Consider the following 24,608-nt stretch of genomic DNA (forward strand, 5'->3'; position numbering starts at 1 on the left):
ATGGAAAATCTACTGTTCGGCGGCACTCTGCTCGCCGCCTTTCTGGGCGGCCTGGTTGCCCTGCTCGCGCCCTGTTGCGTATCGGTGATGTTGCCCGCCTACTTTGCGTCGGGCATGCGTCGGCGTTCCGGCATCGTGGGAGCGACCCTGGTCTTCGCTGCCGGGGTCGCCACGATCATCGTGCCGATCGGGTTGGGAGCAACGGCCTTGATCGGGCTGATCTCCGGCCAGCACGCGATCGTCTTCACGATCGCCGCCACGGCGATGCTGATTGGAGGCATTGCGATGCTGTTTGGCTGGAAGCTGCAGCTTCCGATGCTTGCCCGCCGAGTTCCCGCCGGCCATGGCCTCGCCTCGGTCTACGGACTCGGAGTGTTCTCCGGTGCGGCCAGCTCGTGCTGCGCTCCGGTACTCATCGGCGTCGCGGTCCTCTCCGGCGCAACCGCCTCGTTCCCCGCGGCCCTGGCCGTTGGCCTCACCTATGTGACCGGAATGGTCGCCCCCCTCGCCATACTGGCGCTGGTCTGGGACCGTAAGGATTGGGCCTCAAGCAAGTGGCTTCAGGGACGCCAGATCACACTGCACCTGGGCCGGCACCGCCGCAGCCTCGCCGTCGGCAGCTTAGGTTCCGCCGTCCTACTCATCGTGATGGCCATCCTCACCTATATTCAGGCCGCGGTCGGACCCGGGATGACCTCAGGCGGCTGGCTCGCCCAGTTCGGCGCCGACCTACAACACAGCGTCTCCGTCGTAACCAAGGCGCTCGCCTGGCTTCCGGGCTGGGCCGTCGCAATCGTGCTGGTTGCTTCCAGCGGCTACTTCGTGTGGCGCGCCGCCCGCAACACCGAACCAAAGCCCCCGGAACCAACCACGACGACACCCGACGGGCCGGTTCAGTCCACCGACTCTGAATCCAGCTGCTGCAGCGATGCAGCCCTCGAAACCCCCGCACGCACAGGACAGGACACCACCAAATGAGTTCCGCCCCCAAAAACACGCAACAGTCCCCCAGTATCCGGTCCCGCCGCCCCGGCTGGTTCGGCTGGATCACCGGGCTGCTGATCGCCGGCATCGTCCTCGCCGGGCTATACGGCGTCTTCGCCAGCGCGAACACCCCGAGGACGGCAGCCACCGGTACGACGACGCAGTCGTCGTCGTACGACGTCGGAACCCCCGGCATCGGCCAGGTCGCACCAGGCTTCACGCTCGCCGACAACTCCGGCGGACAGGTGTCCCTGGCCGACTACACCGGCAAGAATGTGCTGCTCTTCTTTCAGGAAGGCCTGGCCTGCGAACCATGCTGGACGCAGATCACCAGCCTGGAAACGGACGCAGCGAAGCTCCAGTCCGCGGGAATCGACGCCGTCGTGTCCATCACAACCGACCCGGCCCAGCAAATCGCCCGGAGAACCAACGACATGGGCCTCAAAACCCCGGTCCTGTCCGACCCCGACCTGGTCACCTCGAAAAAGTACCAGGCCAACGAATTCGGCATGATGGGCACCAGCACCGATGGGCACAGCTTCATCCTCGTGGGCCCCGACGGCACCATCACCTGGCGCGCCGACTACGGCGGGGCTCCGAAATACACCATGTTCGTGCCCGTCGACCAGCTTCTCCTCGACTTGAAGACCGATACGACGTCATGATCGCCCTGACCCTGCTCACTCAAAGCGACTGCCCCTCCTGTATCGCGGGAAAACGAGTGCTTGCCGAACTGTCCGCCGAATTCGCCCTCCACATCGACGAGGTCGACGTGAACAGTGACACCGGCCGTGCCATCGCCCGTGAGCAGCGGCTGGCCTTCACCCCCGGGCTCGTCGCTAACGGCCGGCTGATCGCACACGGGCGTCTATCCACCCGCGCCCTCCGGCGGAAATTCACCACCATGATCGAAACCACCCAATCGACCCAACCAGAAGGATCCTGACATGCAGCAATTCCTCTACATACTCCCCGCCCTGATCTGCCCCGTCGGGATGGGCCTGATGATGTGGTTCATGATGCGCGGACGCCGCCACGGCAAGACCGTCGACGGTCCTGAAGAACAGGAACTCGCCCACCTCCGCGCCGAAGTCGCCGCCCTCCGCCCCCAGGCCGCGGCATTCGACGAACGCCACCCCGGCACCGGACCGAACGCATGATCCCCATTCTGATCTCCCTCGCCGCTACGGCGCTTGCCGCGGCGCTGACCTGGCGGTTCTGCATGCGCCCCATGCTGCGCGGCCGAACCGCCCTGGGTGACGCCGGGTGCTGCGCGAAGCCGGCGACAAACGTCCAAGCAGACATTCAGGCCGCCCGAGCCGAACTCAAGTCGCTACAGGACACCATCGGGTATATTTCACCTGACCCGAAGGACAGCTGACATGGCTCGTGAAACACCCCCACACTCGGACGACCACTCAGCTGGCGGAGGTCACGAATCCGCGCCTGGAACAGGCAAACAGCAACGAGCCGTGCGTCGGGCAGAAAAAGTCGCCGCACTCAAGCGTGAACAATCCAAAGCGAAGCGGAACCGAAAGATCGGGATCGCCGCAGCCTGGTCCGCTGCAGGGATCGTCGTGCTCGTCATCGTCCTCGTCGTCACGACCACGGGCGCCCCAAAGAACGCGGCAGCACCAACATCCGTTGACGGCGTGCAGACCTTCCCGAACCAGACCTCCCAGCACGTCACCGGAACCGTGAAATACAATCCGCTGCCACCGGTAGGCGGAGACCACTCCGTCACGCTCCTGAACTGTGGCGTGTATTCCGACAACGTCCCCAACGAAAACGCAGTGCACTCGCTCGAGCACGGCGCCGTGTGGGTCACCTACGACGCTTTAAAAGTGACGGGTGATCAGCTCGCAGCTCTGCGCAAGGAGATCCCTGCGACATACGCGATCCTGTCTCCGTTCGCCGGTCTCCCGTCATCGATCGTCGCATCGGCCTGGGGCACGCAGCTCGACATCAGCGACCCGGCCGATCCCCGACTCGCGGCATTCATCGCCAAGTACCGGGGCGCCGCAACTGCTCCAGAACCCGGCTCCCCGTGCACCGGAGGCCTGGACGGACCGGGCAAGGTGTCCTGACCTGCAGCGTCGCCAAAGAACACCAGATCCACGATTGAACGTCCAGACATGTGAGTACAACAAACATGAAGGGGTTCAGCGGGATGGGCTGGACAGGACCATGGATGATCTTCGTTCGACTTCAGACGCACGCCACGCGACACACGCCGAAGACTCGTCAAAAGACACTTTTTGGTAGGGCAGCCGGGACTTGAACCCGGGTCCGACGGATTTAGACCGAGGGACTTTCCTCCACTCGCCTCACCTCGATCGACCTCGACATACCTCGACCTGACCGGGAATTACTTGTTCTGTTGCTTCCATTTTCATCGACATGTCTCGACCTGTCCAGAGCGACCTCGAGCCAATATGCGCTGAATAAACGTGCACACATCAACTCGCAGATTCGACCTGCACGGTGACGCCCTCGTCTAGATCCGGCAACGGTGCACGCGCAGAACCGCGGAGGGTTCGGTGATCAGGCTGACCAATTGGAGGCCGAGGAGCCTCGCGATCCAAACCGATTCACCAATCCATTTGTCGGCAAGGTACAGAAGAGTGCAGACGGGGCGGGCCTGCACGACACTCAGCGTCCGCCGACCGCCACGGCGAAGGCGGCTCCCCCATACTTGGCGTTGGCAACGCTCATGATGGCCGGCCACATCCGGTGTCGGGCTGTGGCGGCTTGCTGGCCGTTGAAGTATGTGGTGCGCTGGTCCTTGTCACCGGTGACGCTCATCACACCGACGACGGTGGCGACCTTGCTGCTCGCTCCGCCCATCCAGGTGTCCTTGTTGCCGTCTGTGGTTCCAGTCTTGCCGATCATCGGTACCTTCGGGCTCGTGGCACCGTAGGACTGCGTCGCGGTTCCCCTCGTCATGACCTGTTGCATCGCGGTCGCCATTCCTGCCGCGATCGTGGGGTCAACCGACTGGTGACAATCGCTAGCCGGCACCGGGAGGGCCGTTCCATCGGATCCGGTGATGTGGTCGATCACGATCGGGCTGCAGGTGGTGCCGTTGTTGGCGATGCCCGCGAAGGCGACCGCCATGCTCAGCGGCGCGACCTCATTGGTGCCGAGCACCGCGGAGGCGCCTTGTTGCAGAGGATTTCCGTCGGCGCGCGTCACATCGAAGGCTTCGGCGGTCTTGCGGATGGCGCACAGGTCAAGTTTCTTCGCCATGCCGATATAGCCGGTGTTGATCGAGTTGATCGTGGACTCAAGGGCACTGTAGTTCGAGCTGGTCTCTGACGATGAGTCGTTTTTGGGGCTGTAGCCGGGGAAGCTCACGGTGCCGCCGGCCGCACAGCTGTCGCGGAAGGTGCCCCAGTTGGACTTGATGCGAGAGTCGACCCGCTCATTGAGGGAATGCCCCTCGGTGAGCCACTCGGCAAGGGTGAACAGCTTGTACATGGATCCGGGCTGGAACCCGCTGGACCCGCCCTGGTCGATGTTGGTGTTGTAGTTGATACCGGTGTAATTCGCTCCGGTCGCCTGGACGGCCGGGTCCTGGCTGTAGTCCTTGTTCTGCGCCATGGCGAGAACCTTCCCGGTACCGACGCCGACGCTCACGGCCACGCCGCCGACGTCCCAGCCGGGGAACGTCGAGGGTACGTTGGCCTTGACGGTGGCCTCTGCCGCCTGCTGCAGGTCGAGGTCGAGAGTCGTATAGACGTTGTAGCCCCCGCGGCGGAAGCTCGCCATCCGGGTGGTGTCGTCAGCGCCGAAGACTGGGTTGTTCTGCAGGGTGTTCACGACGAGGTCGCAGAAGTACGCGCTGCCGCCGGCGGTCTGGCAGCCGGTCGACGGCACGTGGATGCTCGGTTCGATCGGGGCGGCGATCGCGGCGTCGTGGTCGGCCTGGTTGATCTTGCCGTACTTCAGCATCTCGTCGAGGATGTAGTCGCGGCGGTCCTTGTTCGCGGCGTAGCCGTTGGCTGCACCGTTGGTCGCGCTGTCCGGCTGGTCGAGCTGGAACTTGACCGGGTTGTTCACGATCGCCACGAGGCTCGCCGCCTGCGGCAGAGTCAGCGTCGCGGCGGTCGCACCGAAGTAGTACTCCGCCGCGGACTCGATGCCGTAGACCGTGCCCCCGAAGCCGGTGATGTTCAGGTACGAGCGGAGGATGTCATCCTTCGAGTACTTCTTCTCCACGCCGATCGCAAGGCGCATCTCCTTGAGCTTGCGGTCGGGAGTGGTTGCGGTCGCCGTGTCATAGCAGTCCGACCTCTTTTTGGCATCTGTGAGGACTTCGCACTCTTGCACGAGGACGTTCTTGACGTATTGCTGTGTTATCGACGATCCACCGCGGGCGGTTCCACTCGCGATGGTCGTGACGAGCCCGGTCACGGTGCCTTGAAGGTCGACGCCGCCGTGCTCGTAGAAGCGGGGGTCTTCACCGGAGGTCGCGGCGTCTTTCACGAACTGGTTGATCGCATCCGAGGCGACCTCGACCCGGTTCTGGTCGTAGAACGAGGCCAGAAGCGTCTCGGTTCCGTCGGCGCGCGTCGCGTAGATGTTGCTCTTCTGCGAGAGCTGGTCGATCTTGAGATTGTCGGGGAGGTTCTCGAAGACATTGATCGTGTCCGTTGCTGCCACACCCGATAGAGCGAGAGCGGGAGTGACCGCGGCCGTCACGAGAACACCGGCGATGGCACTCATCGCAACGAATCCCACAAGGCCGCCCAGGGCCCCGCGAGACTTTCCAGTTTTTGCACGCATATTCGGTACCTTACGGACCAGATCTGGGATGACATGGAGATCTCTTGCGGTGAGGTGCCCTGAAAATGAGGGTTCCCTCAAAATGGAGGTCTATTTCAGCTCATGGCAGCCGTTGCCGGGATAGTGCTCAGCGCCGGCTTCCCCACGGCCGATCCACAGCTCGTCGATAGTGCACAGTCACGGTGATTTTCGCGAACTGTGAGCACGCCACAATCCGCTGCGACCCGGCGACGACACGCGTGACGAAATGGTCGCGCCGACGGTCCGAGTTCAGGACGTGAAGGCCTTCCTTAAGACCCCCCCCCCGAGGTAAATGGCAGAGGGTTTCAGCCGATGGCAACCAAGACCGTATCGAGGGCTACTCCGCCGGCATGATCAGCCGGGGACTCGGGATCGGTGGCCAGGTCGCGGCTGACAGTCTCGCAGCGCAGGATCCGTTCTTGTCCCACGATCGAGGATAGGAGTTCGGGCGTATAGAGAATGTCGGGATTGCCGGGGCCGGGGCCTCCTGCGTCTATGTTGCCTCGATCGTGACCGAGGACAAGGAGGTGCCCGCCCGGAGCGAGCCAGCCAAGCGCCCTGGCCAATACGATTCGGAACAGTTCCTCCGGCAGGTGAAGGTACATCACCGTGACCAGGTCAAAGCGTTCCTCGGTTTGCCAGGTCGTGGCATCCGCGACCAGCCAGTCCACATCGACGCCGGCCGCCCGGGCGTGCTCCCGGGCCTGGGCGATTGCCTCGGCGGAGAAGTCAAGCCCGGTTACGTGCCAGCCACGGTTGGCCAGCCAGATCGCGTTACGGCCGTCGCCTGAGGCCAGGTCGAGGGCACGCCCAGGGGTCCAGGTCGCAACAATGTCCTGCACGAGCTTCGCCGGCATGGCCGACCAGAGCCGGGCGTGGTCGCCGTCCTGTGCCTGCCGGTAACGGCTATCCCACTCGTTCGCGTCCATTGGGGAGTCCCTTCGATCAATCCGGCTTCCGGCGTGGCAATTTTCGCACGGTTCGCTGCCGGGGACTGAGCGACGCACGCGCTTACCCGTCCTGACTGCCGCGAGCCACTGACCGGACTCCATCGGCACGTGATCCGCGTCAGTCGACGCCGAGGAACCGTCTCCGCCCGAGGAGGTATTCCACGACGACAGCACCCGCAACCGCAAGCGTCATGGGGATCAGCAGCGCCGGCCCCTGCCCGGTGAATTCGAGCACCAGAACCAACGCTGTCAGGGGCGCGCGCATGGCAGCTCCGAGAAATGCCGCTGCGCCGACGAGGGCGAAGGCCGCCGCCGGGGTCCCGGGCCACAACACGTCCCAGAGCCCTCCGGTCACGATACCGAACGCGGCGCCAATTGCGAGGGAGGGCGTCAGCGTTCCTCCGGCAGCACCGCTCCCGATCGTGCCGATCGTGGCCCCCACCTTGGCGACGAGCAGCACCGCCACCAGCCCGATCGGCAGGATTGCGTCGAATGCGGTCTGGCCGAGTGATCGCCCATTGCCGAGGATTTCCGGGAGAACGAGCGACAACAGTCCAATGGCCGCGAACACCAGCGGCATGACGACAAGAATCCTCCAGCCCTGCGGACGCCGCTTTTCAGACCAGGCGGCCAGGCGCACGAAACCGACGGCAGCGATTCCGATCACGGGCCCGGCAAGAAGGGACCACACCATCAGGGAAGCCGTTTGGGTGAACTGAGGCACGGAATACAGCGGGGTCGTGGGCACAACGATTTGCGCGACCAACGTTGCGATCGCGGACGTGGCCAGGGCCGGCAAGACGGTGGCGAGACTGACCTCGGCGAGCAGGATCTCGACGGTGAAGAGCGCTCCCCCGAGCGGGACGTTGTAGACGGCGGCGAGCCCTGCGCCTGCGCCGCACGCGACGAGGACACGACGTTCGCGGGCATTGACGCCGGCCTTCTCACTGAGCCAGCCCGCACACAGCGCACCCAGCTCGCGGGGGGCCATTTCACGGCCGATGGATGCACCCAACCCGACAATCACAATCTGCAAGGCCGAGTTGGCCAGGGTCGCGAGCACGGGCATCCGCTCGCCCGCGACGCTTCGATCCACCGCGACGATGGGTCTCCCCCATCGGCGGAGCGCCCACCAGCCAACTGCACCGATCACGCCCGCGACGCATAGGGCGATCACGCGTGTTTGAGGTGAGGAGTGGGCCAGGCCGTCGAGGTAGGTGCCTTCCGAATAGCCGTAGGCGAGGTGCTGGATCGTTCGAAGGAGCACGCTGACCGCGAGGCCGCCGAGTCCTGCCCCTATGCCGACGAGCGCCGTGACCACGACGATTCGGGCGACCCACGACGGAGTAACCGAATTCGACACGGGTCTCACGTTTCGATCGTAGCGTTCGGGATCGCCCCGCTGGGTGCGCCGGTTGTCCAGCGGTCGCAACTTTATGAGAACCCTCCCAGCATCCGCTCTCGACGGCTGCGCTGGTGCGGTGATTCAAGCGGGCCAGCATAAGCTTTTGGCGGTTCGAGACATCGGACTTCTCCGGGACCTCTGGGAGACCTTCGTCTGCCAGCTGCGCACATGCGCACGATCGAAAGGTGAACGCGGTGGTTCACGCCAGCATTCCGAGCCCATCCATCAGCTATTTCGATCTGGGGCCCCTGCGTGTGCATTTCTATGCGCTGTGCATCCTGACCGGAATCGTCATCGCCGTCTGGTTGTCCTCGGCCCGGTTGACGGCCCGTGGCGGCAAGCCGGGCATGGTGATGGACATCGCCATGTGGACGGTCCCGATCGGAATCGTCGGTGGTCGCCTCTACCACGTCGTCACTCATCCCACCGATTACTTCTTCCCCGGCGCGGACCTGTGGAAGGTGCTGTTCGTCTGGGAGGGCGGACTCGCGATCTTCGGTTCGATCCTCTTCGGCAGCATCGGAGCCTATATCGGCTGCCGTCGGGCCGGCATCAGATTCTTCTCGTTCGCTGACGCCCTCGCCCCCGGCCTGCTCCTCGCTCAGGCGTTCGGCCGTTTCGGGAACTACTTCAACCACGAGCTCTATGGTGGCCCGACGACCCTCCCCTGGGGACTCGAGATCGAGTCGACGAACGCGGCCTTCCCTACGGGGCTGCCGGCCGGGACGCTCTTCCAGCCGCTCTTCCTCTACGAAATGATCTGGAACGCGATCGGTGTCGTGCTGATCATCTTCGTGCTCGAGCGCCGGTTCAACCTCCGCTGGGGCAAGGCCCTCGGCTTCTACCTGCTCTGGTACGGCGCCGGACGGGCGTTCCTCGAGTCGCTCCGCCTGGACCCGACCGAGTATTTCCTTTTCGGCCTCAAGATCAACGTGGACATCGCGCTCCTCGCCGCCATCGCCGGGATCGTCCTCATCATCGTCCAGACTCGACGCCACCCCGGACCGGAACTGTCGATCTATCGAGATCCGGAGGAGCCCGCGATCGACGACCTGCCCAGGACGGATGCCTCGTCCGGCTCAGACGCGGATATACGCCCAGCCCTCGAACTGCCGAACGGTCAGATGAGCGACAGCCGCAGGGACGACTGACACACTCGGCAGCAGATCAGCAGCATCCAGCCCGACAGACCGGCTCCGTGTCGTCGGCTGTCCCGGCATCCGTCACGGACGGCCGCCGGCTCTCGGGAACAACGGGCGGCACGTGGTGCATACTTCGCCATCTTCGGTGCCATCGATGTCGCCTGGCGTACCTGACCGGCGCTGGCTACGTGTTGCCTCGTGTTCGCTGTTCAGCCGTGCCAGCAAAGCCCAGACCAACAACGCGATCGCCGCGACGCTGACGAAAGGACGAATGCCCGGCTCGAGCAAAGGCACGGCGGTGCGCAGATCGGTCGACAGACACGAGCGCCGGCCAGCGCAGGTCACACAGGGTGGCATCTGCACCGTTGGGTGCATCGACATAGCTGGCCGCGACCAGACCGATCAGTCCGGCGCCCAGGCTGTGATCACTGTTTTCATGGTGTCACTTATACCCCAATAGGTATTTTCCCACGTCACACTCAATACCCCCTGAGGTATAGGAGTATGGTTCAGATCAACAGCATCGCAGCTGGGATTGAGGGGTCTGACATGGCACGAGTCGTCATTCTGGGAGCCGGGGTTTCCGGACACACCGCAGGACTATTCCTGAAGCGGCGCCTGGGCAGGAACCATGAGGTAGTGGTGGTGTCACCGAACTCGAACTGGAACTGGATCCCCTCGAACATCTGGGTCGGAGTCGGCAAGATGAGCCCCGACAAGGTTGTCTTCCCTCTCGCCCCGATCTACCGGCGGAAGAAGATCGTCTTCCGCCAGGCCAGGGCCGTCGCACTGCGACCGGACAAGGATACCGACAGCCCCCGCGGAGCCGTCGATGTCGTATACACCGACCCGAAGCGGGCCGGCCAGACCGAACGCATCCGCTATGACTACCTCATCAACGCGACGGGCCCCCGGCTGAACTTCGAGGCGACCCCGGGCCTCGGCCCGGACGCCGGTCACACCGTGTCGGTCTGCACGCCCAGCCACGCCGTCGAGGCGGCCAAGCACCTGGCCACCGTCATCGAGACGCTGAAGACCGGCCGACGGCAGACCCTGGTGATCGGAGTGGGCCACGGAACCTGCACCTGCGAGGGAGCAGCATTCGAGTACGCCTTCAATGTCGAACATGAACTCCGCGCGGCAGGGGTCCGGGAACGGGCAGAGGTCATCTACCTGACCAACGAGCACGAGCTGGGCGATTTCGGCGTCGGCGGCATGACCTTCAGCCAGGGCGACCACAGGATCACGAGCGAGGCCTGGATGGAATCGCTCTTCCGCGAACGGAAGATGAAGGCGATCACCCAGGCCGCGGTCACCGAAATCGAACCCGGCCTCATCCACTACCGGCAGATCGACGGCACGGACAACACCCAGCCGTTCGATTTCGCCATGCTTCTCCCCCCGTTCCGCGGCGTGAACCTTGAGGCCTTCGACAGAGACGGAGCCGACATCACCGGTTCGATCTTCGCCCCTAGCGGGTTCATGCGGGTCGACGCGAACTACGAAGCCAAACCCTTCGACCAGTGGTCGGCGCAGGACTGGCCCAAGACCTACCAGAACCCGCTGCACCACAACGTGTTCGGGATCGGGATCGCGTTTGCCCCGCCGCATGCGATTTCCCGCCCCTATTCGACCCCCGACGGCGTCCTGGTCGCCCCGGCGCCGCCCCGCACCGGCATGCCCTCAGGATCGATGGGGAAGGCCGTGGCTATGACCATTTCGGACATGATCCTGACCGGCTCCACCGAGCCAACCCACACGGCTTCGATGGGCGAGATGGCGGCCGCCTGCATCGCCTCGACGGGAACGGGAATGCTCTCCGGTACCGCGGCGGCCATGTCGATGTCACCCATTGTGCCGGACTACTCCCGGCACCCGAACACGGCCGGCCGCGATCCCAAGGAGACCACCGGCGACATCGGGCTCGCCGCGCACTGGGTGAAACGGATGCTGCACACCCTCTTCATCTACAAGGCCAAGGCATACCCGCTCTGGTACCTCATCCCCGAATAACCCGCCTCAACGACACGATCAACGGAGACCAGCATGGATAACGCCCAGGCTCGAATCGATACGGCGCCGCTACCGGGGATGCGCGAGCTGCGACGCCGAAGCAACCTCGTCCAGCAGCTCATTCGCTTCCTGAGCCTGAACTGGACGATGTACCGACTCGCCAAACATCACGACTAGCGAGCCCTGACACCCACGGCCGGCGTCGGCATCGGCGGGGCAACCCTGCTCCAGCGCGACCGCTCGGGACATTCGGCGAGCAGGCGCTCGACCGCGTCGACCCCGCCGGCAAGATAGTCCGCCCACTCCGGCGCCCCGCGACAGCGTGCACAGCGTCGCCCGGGTGCGCCCAAGGCGCAGCGGTGTATCGGCCATGAGAACGAAGGCTCGACCAAGGTGGGCTTTTTCGCCCGGTTGTTCTCCGCCCGCTGATTGGGTCCCGTACTGCCACCAGGCTTGCCGGGCCGCTTAAAGGCTGGGGGCTGAGGTTCCCTGTGTGTGCATTCCCTGCGCGCCAGGCGCCGGATCGGCGCCGCCCATGACCTTGTCCGAGGCCGGTCTCGGACCGCGCTCTACACGGGCGCTCATGTGTACTGAGTTCCGCCCCGCATTCTTTGCGGCGTACATTGCGTCGTCGGCCTCGGCCAGGAGTGCGGCGAGGTTGCCCTCGGTGCTGCCGTCTCCGATACTGCAGCCCACGCTCACTGTCACCGCCATGTCGCGGTGCGTCGTCTCCACGATGCTCCGAACGTGCTCCGCAAGGGCCAAGAGGTGCTCCCGGTCGGGAACGACGACGAAGAGAGCGAATTCTTCCCCGCCCAGCCGAACGAGAAGGTCGCTTGTGCGCGTTCCCCGCTCGATCGCACCCACGGTGTCGGTCAGCACCTGGTCGCCGCGTTGGTGCCCGTACGTGTCGTTCACGGCCTTGAAATGGTCCAGATCGAGAACGAGACAGCCGAATTCCTGGCCGGTTCGCTGTGCGAGTTCGCTCAGTGAGGGCACCCGATCGGCCATCCCACGGCGATTGACCGCGCCGGTGAGAGGGTCGGTCAGTGTGAGGTCGATAGCGCTGTCCCGCTCAGCCTTCAGGAAGCGTCGGAGCATCATCACTACCAGTGTGGCGGCAACGGTCATACCAACGAAAGTTGCGGCAGTCATCGGAGCCTCTGACGACCTCAAGAAGATGATCGAGATCCCCAGCGACATGGCCACCGCGCTGTAGATGCTGGCGGGAATGAGGTCTACCACCGCCGCCACCGCAACGGACAATATCAAGAAAGTGAAACCGCTCACGGTCGCAAGGGCCACGGATGTCACGGAGAGCCCGGAGGCCACGGAACCCGCCAGCGACAACACGAGCACAGCTGCGATGATCGGACGACTTAACGACCGGTGACGATACGACACGATCAGAAGGGCGACTAGCGCTCCGGCGATTGCCAGCAGGAACAGCGTCGCGGGCTGGGCATGTCCGACGAAGAATCCCGCGATGACCACAGCGCGCCCGGCCACGATCACGACGAGCGCGCGCAATACCGTGGCGCGGAACCTCTGGAACGAGGGAGTCTGCTGCATCAGCTTGCCTGTCTTCCCCCGCCCCAGTGACAAGTTCGAAGCTCAGCTTAGTGATTTGACCGGCCCCGTAAACGGCCCCACGTCCGCGTCTCACTTCCCGAACGTCATTGGCACCTCAGGCTCGATCGGCGTGAGCCTTCCGAGTCCGCGATGCCGACAAGGCCGGCGGTAGGTCCGTTCCATCCAAATCACGCTCACGATCCCTAGTCTCAACAGCGTCGGCCCGGAAAAATACATCGGACTTCAGACCCACGCCACGCGACACGCGCCGACTCAAGGACTATGGCAAATCTCCTCATCAGGGAGACGAATTTCACGAGCCGGCGATGCGTTCCGAGCGAATAAGTGGTGAATAAGAGTGCGCGGCATCACGTGCCACAAGCCAGAGCTAAACAAACGTACAGATCAGCGCGCATTCTCGAGACCACGCGTCACGTGAACCCATGACCGTTCGCAGTACCGGGCGAGTCGCCGCCAAACAAGAAAATATAAGTGCTGTTCAGACCGTTGTTCTGGTCCACCCGCGCGAAGCAGAGTCGAGTCCTCTTGACTATTTTCTCAAGTCTCGCAAGAAACGACCAAACTAAAAAATACTGGACAGAATGCACTTTCCAGTAGGGCGGCCGGGACTTGAACCCGGGACCGACGGATTATGAGTCCGCTGCTCTAACCAGCTGAGCTACCGCCCCCAACCGCGGTCACTCCGGGGAGTGGGCGGCGGCCTCTGACGTGATCGCATCGACCACCGGTTCCCCACGATACAGGCTCTCGAAAGTGTCGAGCGTGCGATTGATGTCGTGGGCACCGATCAGCCTGAGCGACTCGTGCTTGAGAGCGTCGAGTGCCTCCGGGGCGGCCGTGAGCACGAGGGTCAGCTTGTCAGCCAGATCCTGAGCGCTGCCCGGTTCGAAGAGGTACCCGTTCTGCTCGTCGTGGACGAGGTGCGGCAACGCCATCGCGTTGGCGGCAACGATCGGCAGGCCTGAGGCCATCGCCTCCATGGTCGCGATGCTCTGCAGCTCGGCGATCGACGGCATCGCGAACAGGGTCGCGCGGGTGTACGCGTCGCGCAGTTCCTCATCGGTGACATAACCGCGGAAGACGACCCGCTTGCTGATCCCGAGGCTCTGGGCGAGGTGCTCGAGGTTGCGCTTCTGGTCGCCGCCGCCTACGATCTCGACCTGGGCATCCAGTTCGGGCGCGAGCAGTGTCACAGCCTGCAGAAGCACATCGATCTGCTTCTCACTCGTCACACGGCCGACGAAGAGGATCCGGTTCTCGGTGCGCGGCTCGAAGGACGGCGAATAGTTGTGGGCGTCGATGCCACACGAGATCGCGAGCACACCCTCGAGTCCGGTGTACTTCTCCAGGAACTCGGCGGCGCGCACGGTCGGCGTCGTGACGGCTTCCGCCCGGCCGAAGGTGCGGCGAGCGGCCTTCCAGGCCATCTTGATCAGCCGCTCGTGCATGCTCTTCGGAATGAGCGTGAATTCGAGCATGTTCTCGGGCATGAAGTGGTTCGTGCCGATGATGCGGATGCCGCGCTTCGCTGCCTCGATCGTGACGCCGCGACCGATGTTGATGTGGGACTGGAAGTGCACGACATCCGGCTTGAAGGTGTCCAGGATTCGACGGCTCTCCGCATGGATCAGCCACGGCAACGCGTAGCGGAGCCAGTCGTGCGGGTACCAGCGCCAGCTCTTGATCCGGTGCACAAGGAACGTCTGGCCCTCGTGCTCTTCGGTCCAGGTGCCGTGCTTGGCCGAGGCCGCCGGCGCGAACACCTGCACCTCGTGGCCGCGGGAGGTCAGGCCGGCGGCGAGACGCTCGGCGAACTTCGCAGCACCGTTGACATCAGGTGCGAACGTGTCGCAAGCGATGAGGACCTTGATCGGCTTTTTCGAACCCGGTGCCACAGGGGTCGAACCTAGTGGCGAAGCGGTCGAGTCTGACAAAGTGAGGGTGTCCCAACGTGTGTGGGCCGGAGGTCGTCATCCGGCGGTAATTCAGGTCTTGGACGGCACGAAAGCGGCCGACATCTCCTAGCACCCTATTCTAGATCCGCATGTTCTCGCCCAACCTCGGCGACGGCGCGCCCTATTCCGATACGGTAACGGATGCCTGCGGGTGGTGCCGGGACAGCAGAATGACACCCCAGATTGCGATGGCGCCTGCGACTGCGAACGCGACTCCCGCCCACACGGGGGCTTGGGCGATCTCGCCGAGGACGACGATGCCGATTCCTACCGCCACCAGGGGATCGATCACGGTCAGGCCGGCGATCACGAGATCCGGCGGTCCAGACGAGTACGCGTTCTGCACGAAGTAGGCGCCGAGAGCCGCCGCGAGGAGCAGGCCTGCGACGCAGGTGAGCGTGAGCCACTCGAAATTGCCGTTCTGGGTGCGGTTGATGATCACCTTGGCGAGGGTCGCGACGAAGCCATAGAGCACACCGGCGCCTGTGATGTAGAAAATCGCCTTGAACTGGGTGTGCAGCAACGCGAACGCGACAACGAAGGTGACGAGCACGCAGCCGAGCACGATCAGGATGGTGATGAGGTTCTTGTCGGTGACGGGCTTGTCGACGGCGAAGAAGGCGGCGACGGTGACGAAGAGTCCGATACCGCCGACGCAGAGCGCGATCGCGATCTTCGAGGCCCGGTTGACCGGGGTCTTGGTCACCCGGGCATTGACGATCGACGTGATCACGAGGGCGACGGCACCGAGGGGCTGCACCACGATGATCGGGGCGAAAGCCAGGCTCGAGAGCTGGAAGACGATGGCGAGGCCGAGCATGAGAGTGCCGATCACCCAGGACGGCCGGCGCAGCAGGAGCAGCAACTGGTGCGGGTCGAGCCCTCCCGTGACCGCAACGGTGTTGGCCTCGACCTTGTTCACGCCCCGGTGCTGGAACTGGGCTCCGAGCGACAGGAACACTCCGCCGATCAGGGCGAGCGGTATGCCGATCGCCTGGCGAGGGTCGACGGGGAGGTCGACGGTGAAGTCAATCAGGTCGAGGTGCACTCAACGACCCTACGACGGAACAGCCCGATATCCTTGCTGAATGGCCGTTCGCTCAATTGTTATTTTCGGGGACCCCGTCCTCCACACCCCCGCCAAGCCCGTCGAGACCTTCGACCAAGAGCTCCGCGATCTCGTCCAGGACATGTTCGAGACGATGGACGCGGCCCCCGGGGTCGGCCTCGCCGGCCCGCAGGTCGGCATCCCGCTGCGCCTGTTCACCTACGGCTACCTCGACGACGACAACCGGCAGTGGCGCGGTGTCGCGATCAACCCCGAGCTCTGGATCACTCCGGTCCCCGCCGGGGAGGCGGACGAAGACGAAGACGTCGAGGGGTGCCTGTCGTACCCGGGCGAGCGATTCCCGCTGCTCCGTTCCCCGCGGGCGATCCTCCGCGCCGTGGACCTCGACCAGAAGCCGTTCGAAATCCACGCAGACGGCTGGCTCGCCCGAATTTTCCAGCATGAATACGACCACCTCGACGGCACGGTGTATGTGGACCGCCTCGAGCACTTCTACGCGAAGATCGCCACGAAGGTCACCCGCAAGCGCGGCTGGGGCGGTCCGGGCCTCGCCTGGATGCCGGGAGTCGACAACCTCGACGAATAGGGTCAGAAAAGGGCGCGGATGCCTGCGGCTACGAGTGCGGCCGCGATCACGACGACGATGAACGGCACCCGCAGGGCGAACAGGACGACCGCGACGAGGACGGCGGGCACCCGGGCGTCGAGGGTCACTCCTGTCCCCGAGCCGAGCGTCTGCACCGCGATCAGGGCCGCGAGCAGGGCGACGGTCACGAGTTCGCTGATTCTCGCCGGGGCCGGCTTTCTCAGCACCGCGGCCGGCACGAGGTAGCCGGCGAGCTTGAGCAGCACACAGGCGATGGATGCCGCGATCACGATCTGCCAGAGGGTCACCGGCCATTCCCCCGCGGTGAAGTTCCGCCCTCTGTGCCTGGCTCTGTGACGGAGCGCTCGCCCGCCCAGTTGAACCAGCCGACGACGACCGCGACGAGCGCTGCTGCAAGCACGGGCAGCCCCGGCGCGAGAACGGGCGTCAGGGCCGTGGCCGCGACGAAGGCGGCCACCGCGACGACGAGGGCCTGCCGCCGCCTCAGGCGCGGCCAGAGCAGGCCGACGAAGGCGGCCCTGGGCCCCGGCGGCCGCGGCGTCGAGGCCGTACGAGCGGGTGTCGCCGAGGGTGTTGCCGATCAGGCCGCCGACGAAGGTCGTGAGGTTCCAGCCGGCGAACACGATGAGGCCCGTCACCCAGAATCCGCGGCGGCTCGACCGCGCCGTCGGCTGGGCGAGTGCGACGGCCGTCGATTCGTCGATCGTGATCCACGCGGCCGCGAACCGGCGCAGCCAGCCACGGCCGACGATGGGCGCGGTACGAATGCCGTAGAGGCCGTTCCGGGTGCCGAGCAAGGCTGCGCCGGCGATGGCCGACGGCCCGGCGGCGACCCCACCAGCCGCGAGCACGCCGATCAGGGCGAACTGGGAACCTCCGGAGAACATCACCAGGCTGAGGAACGCCGTCTGCCACAGCGTGAGACCGGACGCGACGGAGAGAGCGCCGAGGGAGAGCCCGTATGCGGCCGTCGCGACCCGGTCGAGAGCCCGGGCTTCGAGCCCCTGGGCTGCGGTATCCCCGGCAGCGTCGGAGTCGGAGTCGTCGGCAGGGACCTGGGCACTCATCCCGCTACCGGGAGAGGTTCACGCCGTGCACACCGTTGTGGTAGCGCAGAGACGGGAAGACCGCTGACACGGAGAAGCCGACTCCGGGGACGGTGCCCGCCGTGAAGGTGCCGCCGAAGAGCGCTGCGCGCTCGCGCATCTGGGTGATGCCCGCGCCGGATACGCTCTCGCTGAGCGCGTGCAGGTCGTCGTCGATCGTGTAGCGGGTGCGCGCGGCGATCTCGTCGGGGTCGGAGCTCACCCGGCGGGCGGCCGCGCGGATGCCGTCGTCGTCGACGAGGAGCTGCAGGCCGTCCCTGGTCCAGGCGAAGGAGACGTTCGCCGCCGTGCCGCGACCGCCGTGGGTGAGGGCGTTGGCGAGTGCGCCCTGCAGGATCCGGAAGATCGCGAGTTCGGCGCCCGGCTTGAGCGGGAAGCGGTCACCGGATTCGGCGAAGCTCACCTCGAGGCCGGCGTCGCGCATCACCCGGAACAGGTTCCGCGCAGACTGGAGCCCCGGCTGGGGCGTGTCGACGGCTTCACCTTCGCGCACGATCGTGAGCACCCTGCGCATGTCGGCGAGGGCGACCCTGCCGTCCTCGACGAGGGCGGTCGCGACCCGGACCGCGCTCGCGGGGTCGTTCTCCGCCGTATACCGGGCGCCCTCTGCCTGGGTGATCAGCCTGGCGACGTTCAGCACCGCGCCGTCTTGAAGCTCCCGGATGATCCCGAGGCGACCGTTCTGCTCAGCGAGGGACAGTTCGAGGTCGATACGCATCCGCTCGGCCGCCGTGCGGTCGAAGATGATGCGGCGAAGGCGCACCGCTGTGAGGAGCCAGAGTACGAGCAGGATGACGACGACGGCGGCGAGCACGCCGGCTGCGAGGGGCCAGAACTCCACGGTGTCGCCTTTCCAGAACTTCCAGACGAAATGAGAAATCAGAATGCAAGAGAAATAGAAAAGGCCACCCGGGGTGGAGCCCTGAGTGGCCTTTCGCTCCCCGACTTGGACTCGAACCAAGAACCGTCGCATTAACAGTGCGATGCTCTGCCAATTGAGCTATCGAGGAAAAGCTGGAACAGCGTTTCCGCTTGAACAGCGTTATTACTTTACCAAGAATCGGCCGTTCGCCAAATCGAGGGCGGGAGGCGGTCGCCTCTCGGCGGCTCGGCGGCGGTTCGGCACCGGTTCGGCACGGGCTCAGTACCCGCGCTGCGGGTCGACGACGCCGACGAAACGGCCGTCGCCGAGGAAGGCCCGCACGTTGAGCCGGATCCGTTCGGCGAGGAGCGGTGCGGTCATCTCGGGCGTGTCAGCGGAGTGCGGCGTGATCAGGCAGCGCGGCTCCGTCCAGAGCGGATGCCCGTCGGGCAGCGGTTCCGGTTCGGTGACGTCGAGCGCTGCGCCGGCGATGCTCCCCGCGGCGAGGGCCGCGACGAGGGCATCGGTGTCGATGAGCGGACCGCGACCGACGTTGACGAGGTTGGCGTTCCGGTTCATCAGCGCGAGCTCGGGGGCGCCGATCAGGTGCCGGGTGTCCGCGGTGAGGGCGGCGGCGAGCACGACGACGTCGGCATCGGGAAGGACCTCGTGCAGAGCGCTCGTCGGGACCGTGCGCGCCGCCCCCGCCACAGGCTCGGTGGAACGCCGCACGACCGTCACCGTCGTTCCGAATGGTTCGAGCAGCCGGATGAGTTCGAGGGCGATGCCTCCTGCGCCGATGATCACGACATGGCGCCCGTAGAGGGACCGTCCCTCCGGCAGCGTGCTCCAGCTGTGGGCCCGCGCGCGCTTGGGCAGCACCCGCAGCAGCGCGAGGGTGAGGGTGAAGGCGTGCTCGGCGACGGGCTGGGCGTATGCGCCCTTTGCGCTCGTCCAGAGCAGGCCGGGGCGGTCCTGTTCGGCCAGGAGGTCGCTGAACGCGTCGACGCCGGCCCAGGGCAGCTGGACCCAGCCGATGCCCGGATAGTCGTCGAGGGCGGCACTCAGCTCGTCCGCCCGGCCGTAGGAGAGCCAGATCAGCCCGCGGGTCGCGCTCGAAAGCGGTTCGAGCACTCCCCCGGCCGCCTGCACCGCCCAGCTCGCGGTGTCTGCGGGGTGCGGGAGGATCGCAATCGGCCCGCCCGGTGGCCGTCGCCCGGCCGGGACGGCGGTGACCGTTCCGGCTAGAACGGCCTCGTGCTGCGCGGCCTCGTGCTGGGCCGGCTCAGGAATCGCTGTCATGGTGTCCGTCCTTGGTGAGTGCCGCCGCCAGGTCTGCGACGTAGGGATGCCACGGGTCGGCAAAGACCTCGTCGATCGTGCCGAGTCCGACGAGAACACCCTGGTGCAGCACGGCGATCCGGTCGGCCACCCGTCGGAGCACGGCGAGGTCGGAGCTGATCACGACGGCCGCGAAGGCTCGCTCGCGCTGGAGCTCACCGATCAGGTCGACGACGGCGTCACGGACGGTGACGTCGACGCCCGCGAGCGGCTCGTCCGCGATCAGGAGGGCAGGGCCGAGCACGAGCGAACGGGCGAGTGCGACGCGTTGCCGCTGGCCGCTGCTGAGCTCGTACGGGTATTTTGTGAGCACAGTGAGCGGCAGGCGCACGGCGTCCACCATGGTCGCCACGAGCGCACTGAGGGCAGCGGGCTGGTACCGGGCGTCGCGCTCGAGCACGGGCTCCGCGACGAGTTCGCCGACGTTGAGCGTTGCCGGAAGCGTCTGGCCGGCGTCCTGGGCCAGCATGCCGACCTCGAGGGTCAGCCTGGCGAGCTTGCGGCGGCTGATGCCACGCAGCCGCAGGCCGAGCACGGTCGCCTCGCCGCCGATGATCTCCGGCCGAACGTCCGTGCTGCCCGCCGATCCCCCGCTCCCGGAGAGCACCCTGGCGAGGGTGCTCTTGCCTGAACCGCTTTCGCCGAGCACGCCGAGCACCTCGCCGGGGTCGACCCTCAGGGTGATCCCGCGCAGGGCCGCGAAGGAGTCGCTCGCTCCGTGGGCCGGATACGAGACCGAAAGGTCATCCATCGCGATGGGAAAGGTCCATGCCGCGCCGCGAGTCATGCTTTCTATCCTGCCGTACGAAGCTCCCGCAACTTCTCACGGCGTTCGGCCTGTTCCACCGGGTCCGGAACGGGCAGCGAGGCGAGCAGGCGCTGCGTGTACGGATCCTTCGGGTCGCCGAGCACCTCAGCGCTCGTGCCCTCCTCGACGAGCTTGCCGTGGTACAGCACCGCGATGCGGTCGGCGAGGATATCCACGACGGCGAGGTCATGGCTGATGAAGAGAGCCGCGAAACCGAATTCACGCTGGAGCTCTGCGAAGAGTTCCAGGACGCGGGCCTGAACGGAGACGTCGAGCGCCGAGGTGGGCTCGTCGGCGATCAGCAGGCTGGGTTCGAGGGCGAGTGCCCTCGCCAGGCTCGCGCGCTGCCGCTGGCCGCCGCTCAGCTCGTGCGGGTACCGGTCGCCGTAACTGCGCGGGAGCTGGACAGCCTCGAGCAGCTCGTCGACCCTGGCCCGTGCCGCCGCCGGGTTCTTCGCCCGGCCGTGCACGATGAGGGGCTCAGCGACGCAGTCGGCGATGGTCAGCAGCGGGTTGAAGCTCGATGCCGGGTCCTGGAAGACGAAGCCGATGTCGCTGCGGAGCTTCTTGAAGGCGCGCTCCTTGAAACCGTTCATCTGATGGCCGTGCACGGTCAGGGAGCCGTCCGTCACCCGGGTCAGGCCGGCGATGGCGCGGCCGATCGTGGTCTTGCCGCTTCCGCTCTCTCCGACGAGCCCGAGCACTTCGCCAGGGCGGATGCTGAAGCTGACGCCGTCGACGGCGGTGAAACCTCCGCGGCCCAGCCGTCCCGGATACTCGATCCTCAGGTCCTGGGCGACGACGACGGGCGTCTCGACGGCCCAGCCGGGCTTCCGTGCGGTCGCCCGGTCGGCGGCGTGCACGACTCCCTGGCCGAGGTGCGGCACGGCGGCGAGCAGCTTCTTCGTGTACGCGTTCTGCGGGGACGCGAACAGGGTGCGGGCATCCGCTTCCTCGACGACCTTGCCCTGATACATCACCGCGACCCGGTCTGCGAGGTCGGCGACGACGCCCATGTTGTGGGTGATCAGCACGATCGCCGTGCCGAAGTCGTCGCGGCAGCGACGGAGCAGGTCGAGGATCTCGGCCTGGACGGTCACGTCGAGCGCGGTGGTCGGCTCGTCGGCGACGATCAGGCCGGGATCCAGCACGAGGGCCATGGCGATGACGACCCGCTGCTTCTGACCTCCGGAGAACTGGTGCGGGAAGTAGTTCACGCGGATCTCGGGGTCGGGAATGCCGACCCTGCCGAGGATCTCGACGGCCTTCTTCTTCGCCTCGGCCCGGCTGAACTCGCCGTGGGCGCGGATGCCCTCCATGATCTGCCAGCCGACGGTGTAGACGGGATTGAGTGCGGTGGACGGTTCCTGGAACACCATCGAGACGTCGGTGCCGCGGAGCTGGCGGAGCTTCTGCTTGCCGACGGAGATCACGTTGTTCGTGCTCGAGCCGTCCTTGCTGCTGAGGAACACCGCCCCCGACGACGTCGCGGTCTCGGGAAGCAGGCCGAGGATCGTCTTGGCCGTCACGGTCTTCCCGCTTCCGCTCTCGCCGACGATCGCGAGCACCTCGCCGGGCGCGACCCGGAGGCTGACCCCGGCGACGGCGTGCACGGCGCCGGCATCGGTCGCGAATGTCACCGTGAGATCGGTGATGCTCAGCACGTCGGAGCTGCGCGCGGTGCCGGGCACGCTGCCGGCGGGCTCGGGGGCGGTCGTGAATGCCTCGGTCATGACCGGTCCTCGAATCCTTCGTCGGTGAAGCTGTCTATGTCGGCGTCGATCCCGTCGGCGCCGCCTTCGAGGCCGTCGAGACCGCCGGGGCCGCCCGTGAGCGTGCCACCGGGTACGACGGAGGTCGCGGCGACGACCGACACGACCTTGCCGACCGAGCGGCGACCGCGGAGACGGGGGTCTGCGAGGTCGTTGAGGCTCTCGCCGACGAGGGTGATGCCGAGCACGACGAGCACGATCGCGAGCCCGGGGAACAGCGAGGTCCACCAGATGCCGCTCGTGACATCCGAGAGCGCCTTGTTCAGGTCGTAGCCCCACTCTGCCGCTGCGCTCGGTTCGATGCCGAAACCGAGGAAGCCGAGCCCGGCGAGAGTCAGGATCGCCTCTGAGGAGTTCAGGGTGAAGATAAGCGGCAGGGTACGGGTCGCGTTCCGGAGCACGTGCCGGAACATGATCCGACCGTTGCTCGCGCCGAGGACCCGGGCGGACTCGACGTACGCCTCCGCCTTGATCCGCACGGTCTCCGCGCGGATCACGCGGAAGTACTGCGGGATGAACACGACGGTGATCGAGATCGCCGCGGCGAAGACGCCACCGACCAGGTCGGACTTTCCTCCGGAGATCACGATCGACATCACGATCGCGAGCAGCAGCGAGGGGAACGCATAGACGGCGTCACAGACGACGACGAGGATGCGGTCGAGCCAGCCGCCGAAATAGCCGGAGACGAGACCGAGGAACACGCCGGCAAAGATCGACAGCAGCACCGCGACCACGATCACGAACAGCGCGGTCTGGGCGCCCCAGAGCACGCGGGAGAGCACGTCGTAGCCGCCGACGGTGGTTCCGAGGATGTGCGCGCCGCCCGGGGGCACCTGGGCGCCGAACGGGCCGTTCGCGTCGCGCAGCTGGCTGAAGCCGTACGGAGCGACCACCGGGGCGAAGACGGCGGTGAGCACGAACAGTCCGGTGATGACGAGGCCGGTGACGAGCATCCCGCGTTGCAGGCCCACGCTCTGCTTCACCTGGTGCACGACGGGGAGCCGGTTCCAGAGGGCGGCGAGGCCGCCCCTGGTGGCGGGGGCGATAGTGGTGTCCGGTGCGTGGCTCACGGTCAGTACCTCACCCTCGGGTCGATGATCGCGGCGATGATATCCACGATGAAGTTGGAGAGCGCCACGATGACGGCGAGCAGGGCGACGATGCCCTGCACGGCGACGAAGTCACGTGCCTTGAGGAATTCGGAGAGCATGAAGCCGAGCCCCTTCCATTCGAAGGTGGTCTCGGTGAGCACGGCACCGCCGAGGAGCAGGGCGATCTGGAGGCCGATCACGGTGATGATCGGGATCAGGGCCGGTCGGTATGCGTGCTTGGAGACCAGCCGGAACTCGCTCACCCCGCGGGACCTGGCGGCATCCACGTAGTCGGTGCCGAGGGTGCCGATGACGTTGGTGCGCACGAGGCGGAGGAAGACGCCTGCGGTGAGGAGGCCGAGGGCGATCGCCGGGAGCACGGCGTGGGCGAGCACGTCCATCAGCACGGCGGGGTTGCCCGTCATGATCGCGTCGATCGTGTAGATGCCGGTCTTGTTCGGCAGGAACTGCATTTGCAGTTCCGAGCCGGTCGTCGCCCGTCCCGCGACGGGCAGGACCTTGAACCAGACCGAGAAGATCAGTTTCAGCAGCAGCCCGGAGAAGAAGACCGGGGTGGCGTAGCAGAGGATCGCGAAGATGCGGAGGGAGGCGTCCTGGCTCTTGTCGCGGAAGTAGGCCGCGACCATGCCGAGCGGAATGCCGACGATGAAGGCAACGAGGAGCGCGTAGAACGCGAGCTCGGCCGTGGCGACGCCGTAGGTCAGGAGCACGTCGACGACGGGCTTGTTGGTGCTGATCGTGCTGCCGAAGTTGCCGGTGAAGATCTGGCCGAGGTATTCGAAGTACTGGATCAGGATCGGCCGGTCGTAGCCGGCCGCTTGGATGCGTTCGGCGAGCTGGTCGGCGGTCAGGCGGCCACCGAGGGCGGCCGTGATCGGGTCGCCGGTCGCGCGCATCAGCCAGAAGACCATGGAGACGAGGATGAAGATCGTCGGGAAGATGAGCAGGAAGCGGACCGCGATATAGCGACCGATCCCCCCGCCTGGGGAGGTTCGTTTACGCCGGGTGACCTGGGGGGCCGTCGGGCGCGCTGCCACTGTTGTCATCACTGCCTATCGATCGAGAAAAATGGAGGGG

General features: G+C 65.8%; 23 protein-coding genes, 2 tRNA genes and 1 pseudogene. 10 read left to right on the forward strand and 16 right to left on the reverse strand.

What is annotated here, in order from left to right; genetic code table 11:
• From QN350_RS00355 to QN350_RS00380, 6 genes are all read left to right on the forward strand, one after another.
• A complete protein-coding gene (locus QN350_RS00355; protein WP_322139753.1) occupies positions 1-978 on the forward strand; it encodes a cytochrome c biogenesis CcdA family protein in 978 nt (325 codons plus the stop codon).
• Complete coding sequence (locus tag QN350_RS00360; protein WP_322139752.1) at positions 975-1,649, forward strand: peroxiredoxin family protein; 675 nt, start codon at positions 975-977, stop codon at positions 1,647-1,649. The genes QN350_RS00355 and QN350_RS00360 overlap by 4 nt, the downstream gene beginning before the upstream one ends.
• Complete coding sequence (locus tag QN350_RS00365) at positions 1,646-1,930, forward strand: hypothetical protein (RefSeq protein ID WP_322139751.1); 285 nt, start codon at positions 1,646-1,648, stop codon at positions 1,928-1,930. Before QN350_RS00360 ends, QN350_RS00365 begins: the two co-directional genes overlap by 4 nt.
• A 1-nt stretch (position 1,931) precedes the next feature.
• On the forward strand, positions 1,932-2,144 hold the full coding sequence (locus QN350_RS00370; protein WP_322139750.1) for a hypothetical protein: 213 nt from the start codon (positions 1,932-1,934) through the stop codon (positions 2,142-2,144).
• Positions 2,141-2,365 carry a hypothetical protein gene (locus tag QN350_RS00375; protein WP_322139749.1) on the forward strand — a complete coding sequence of 75 codons (225 nt, stop codon included), beginning with the start codon at positions 2,141-2,143 and terminating at the stop codon, positions 2,363-2,365. The genes QN350_RS00370 and QN350_RS00375 overlap by 4 nt, the downstream gene beginning before the upstream one ends.
• A 91-nt stretch (positions 2,366-2,456) precedes the next feature.
• Positions 2,457-3,071, forward strand: coding sequence for a DUF3105 domain-containing protein (locus QN350_RS00380; RefSeq protein WP_322139748.1), 615 nt, complete (start codon positions 2,457-2,459; stop codon positions 3,069-3,071).
• Positions 3,072-3,636: 565 nt separating this feature from the next.
• On the opposite strand, the gene QN350_RS00385 is transcribed toward QN350_RS00380, so the two are convergent.
• The 3 genes from QN350_RS00385 to QN350_RS00395 form a co-directional block, all read right to left on the reverse strand.
• Positions 3,637-5,712 (reverse strand): transglycosylase domain-containing protein, encoded by a 2,076-nt coding sequence (locus QN350_RS00385; RefSeq protein WP_323502330.1) that lies wholly within the window; start codon positions 5,710-5,712, stop codon positions 3,637-3,639.
• Positions 5,713-6,098: 386 nt separating this feature from the next.
• On the reverse strand, positions 6,099-6,722 hold the full coding sequence (locus QN350_RS00390) for a class I SAM-dependent methyltransferase (RefSeq protein ID WP_322139746.1): 624 nt from the start codon (positions 6,720-6,722) through the stop codon (positions 6,099-6,101).
• Positions 6,723-6,861: 139 nt separating this feature from the next.
• Entirely contained in the window at positions 6,862-8,106 is a 1,245-nt protein-coding gene (locus QN350_RS00395; RefSeq protein WP_322139745.1) for a chloride channel protein, read from the reverse strand.
• A 236-nt stretch (positions 8,107-8,342) separates the two neighbouring features.
• On the opposite strand from QN350_RS00395, the gene lgt reads away from it, so the two are divergent.
• The 3 genes from lgt to QN350_RS00410 all read left to right on the forward strand — a co-directional run bounded on the left by lgt (position 8,343) and on the right by QN350_RS00410 (position 11,480).
• Entirely contained in the window at positions 8,343-9,299 is a 957-nt protein-coding gene (gene lgt, locus QN350_RS00400; RefSeq protein ID WP_322139744.1) for a prolipoprotein diacylglyceryl transferase, read from the forward strand.
• A 540-nt stretch (positions 9,300-9,839) separates the two neighbouring features.
• A complete protein-coding gene (locus tag QN350_RS00405; protein WP_323507810.1) occupies positions 9,840-11,303 on the forward strand; it encodes an NAD(P)/FAD-dependent oxidoreductase in 1,464 nt (487 codons plus the stop codon).
• 33 nt (positions 11,304-11,336) lie between these two features.
• The gene (locus QN350_RS00410; protein WP_322139742.1) at positions 11,337-11,480 is read left to right on the forward strand and encodes a hypothetical protein; all 144 of its coding nucleotides are present in this window, start codon (positions 11,337-11,339) and stop codon (positions 11,478-11,480) included.
• A 288-nt stretch (positions 11,481-11,768) separates the two neighbouring features.
• On the opposite strand, the gene QN350_RS00415 is transcribed toward QN350_RS00410, so the two are convergent.
• The 4 genes from QN350_RS00415 to QN350_RS00430 all read right to left on the reverse strand — a co-directional run bounded on the left by QN350_RS00415 (position 11,769) and on the right by QN350_RS00430 (position 15,899).
• Complete coding sequence (locus QN350_RS00415) at positions 11,769-12,875, reverse strand: GGDEF domain-containing protein (RefSeq protein WP_322139741.1); 1,107 nt, start codon at positions 12,873-12,875, stop codon at positions 11,769-11,771.
• A gap of 615 nt (positions 12,876-13,490) precedes the next feature.
• Positions 13,491-13,564, reverse strand: a tRNA-Ile gene (locus QN350_RS00420).
• A 9-nt stretch (positions 13,565-13,573) separates the two neighbouring features.
• A complete protein-coding gene (locus QN350_RS00425) occupies positions 13,574-14,791 on the reverse strand; it encodes a glycosyltransferase (RefSeq protein ID WP_322139740.1) in 1,218 nt (405 codons plus the stop codon).
• A 181-nt stretch (positions 14,792-14,972) separates the two neighbouring features.
• A complete protein-coding gene (locus QN350_RS00430) occupies positions 14,973-15,899 on the reverse strand; it encodes a DMT family transporter (RefSeq protein WP_281534856.1) in 927 nt (308 codons plus the stop codon).
• A gap of 40 nt (positions 15,900-15,939) precedes the next feature.
• Between QN350_RS00430 and def the strand changes: the two genes are divergently transcribed.
• Positions 15,940-16,506, forward strand: a complete 567-nt coding sequence (gene def / locus QN350_RS00435) for a peptide deformylase (protein ID WP_281534855.1) — start codon at positions 15,940-15,942, stop codon at positions 16,504-16,506.
• 2 nt (positions 16,507-16,508) lie between these two features.
• Here def and QN350_RS00440 read toward each other — a convergent pair whose 3' ends face one another.
• The 9 genes and pseudogenes from QN350_RS00440 to QN350_RS00480 form a co-directional block, all read right to left on the reverse strand.
• Positions 16,509-16,814 (reverse strand): AzlD domain-containing protein, encoded by a 306-nt coding sequence (locus tag QN350_RS00440; RefSeq protein WP_322139739.1) that lies wholly within the window; start codon positions 16,812-16,814, stop codon positions 16,509-16,511.
• Positions 16,811-17,594 (reverse strand): annotated as a pseudogene (locus QN350_RS00445) (AzlC family ABC transporter permease). Before QN350_RS00445 ends, QN350_RS00440 begins: the two are co-directional and overlap by 4 nt.
• 4 nt (positions 17,595-17,598) lie before the next feature.
• Entirely contained in the window at positions 17,599-18,474 is an 876-nt protein-coding gene (locus QN350_RS00450) for a sensor histidine kinase (protein WP_322139737.1), read from the reverse strand.
• A 96-nt stretch (positions 18,475-18,570) separates the two neighbouring features.
• Positions 18,571-18,643, reverse strand: a tRNA-Asn gene (locus QN350_RS00455).
• A 131-nt stretch (positions 18,644-18,774) separates the two neighbouring features.
• A complete protein-coding gene (locus QN350_RS00460) occupies positions 18,775-19,797 on the reverse strand; it encodes a D-isomer specific 2-hydroxyacid dehydrogenase family protein (protein WP_322139736.1) in 1,023 nt (340 codons plus the stop codon).
• Entirely contained in the window at positions 19,781-20,623 is an 843-nt protein-coding gene (locus QN350_RS00465) for a dipeptide/oligopeptide/nickel ABC transporter ATP-binding protein (protein WP_322139735.1), read from the reverse strand. Before QN350_RS00465 ends, QN350_RS00460 begins: the two co-directional genes overlap by 17 nt.
• A gap of 5 nt (positions 20,624-20,628) precedes the next feature.
• Positions 20,629-22,377 (reverse strand): ABC transporter ATP-binding protein, encoded by a 1,749-nt coding sequence (locus QN350_RS00470; RefSeq protein ID WP_322139734.1) that lies wholly within the window; start codon positions 22,375-22,377, stop codon positions 20,629-20,631.
• Complete coding sequence (locus tag QN350_RS00475; protein WP_281534849.1) at positions 22,374-23,489, reverse strand: ABC transporter permease; 1,116 nt, start codon at positions 23,487-23,489, stop codon at positions 22,374-22,376. Before QN350_RS00475 ends, QN350_RS00470 begins: the two co-directional genes overlap by 4 nt.
• 2 nt (positions 23,490-23,491) lie before the next feature.
• A complete protein-coding gene (locus QN350_RS00480; protein WP_322139733.1) occupies positions 23,492-24,577 on the reverse strand; it encodes an ABC transporter permease in 1,086 nt (361 codons plus the stop codon).
• Between the last annotated feature and the right edge of the window lie 31 nt (positions 24,578-24,608).

This window comes from Cryobacterium sp. 10I5 (assembly GCF_035019865.1).
Classification (GTDB): Bacteria; Actinomycetota; Actinomycetes; order Actinomycetales; family Microbacteriaceae; genus Cryobacterium; species Cryobacterium breve_A.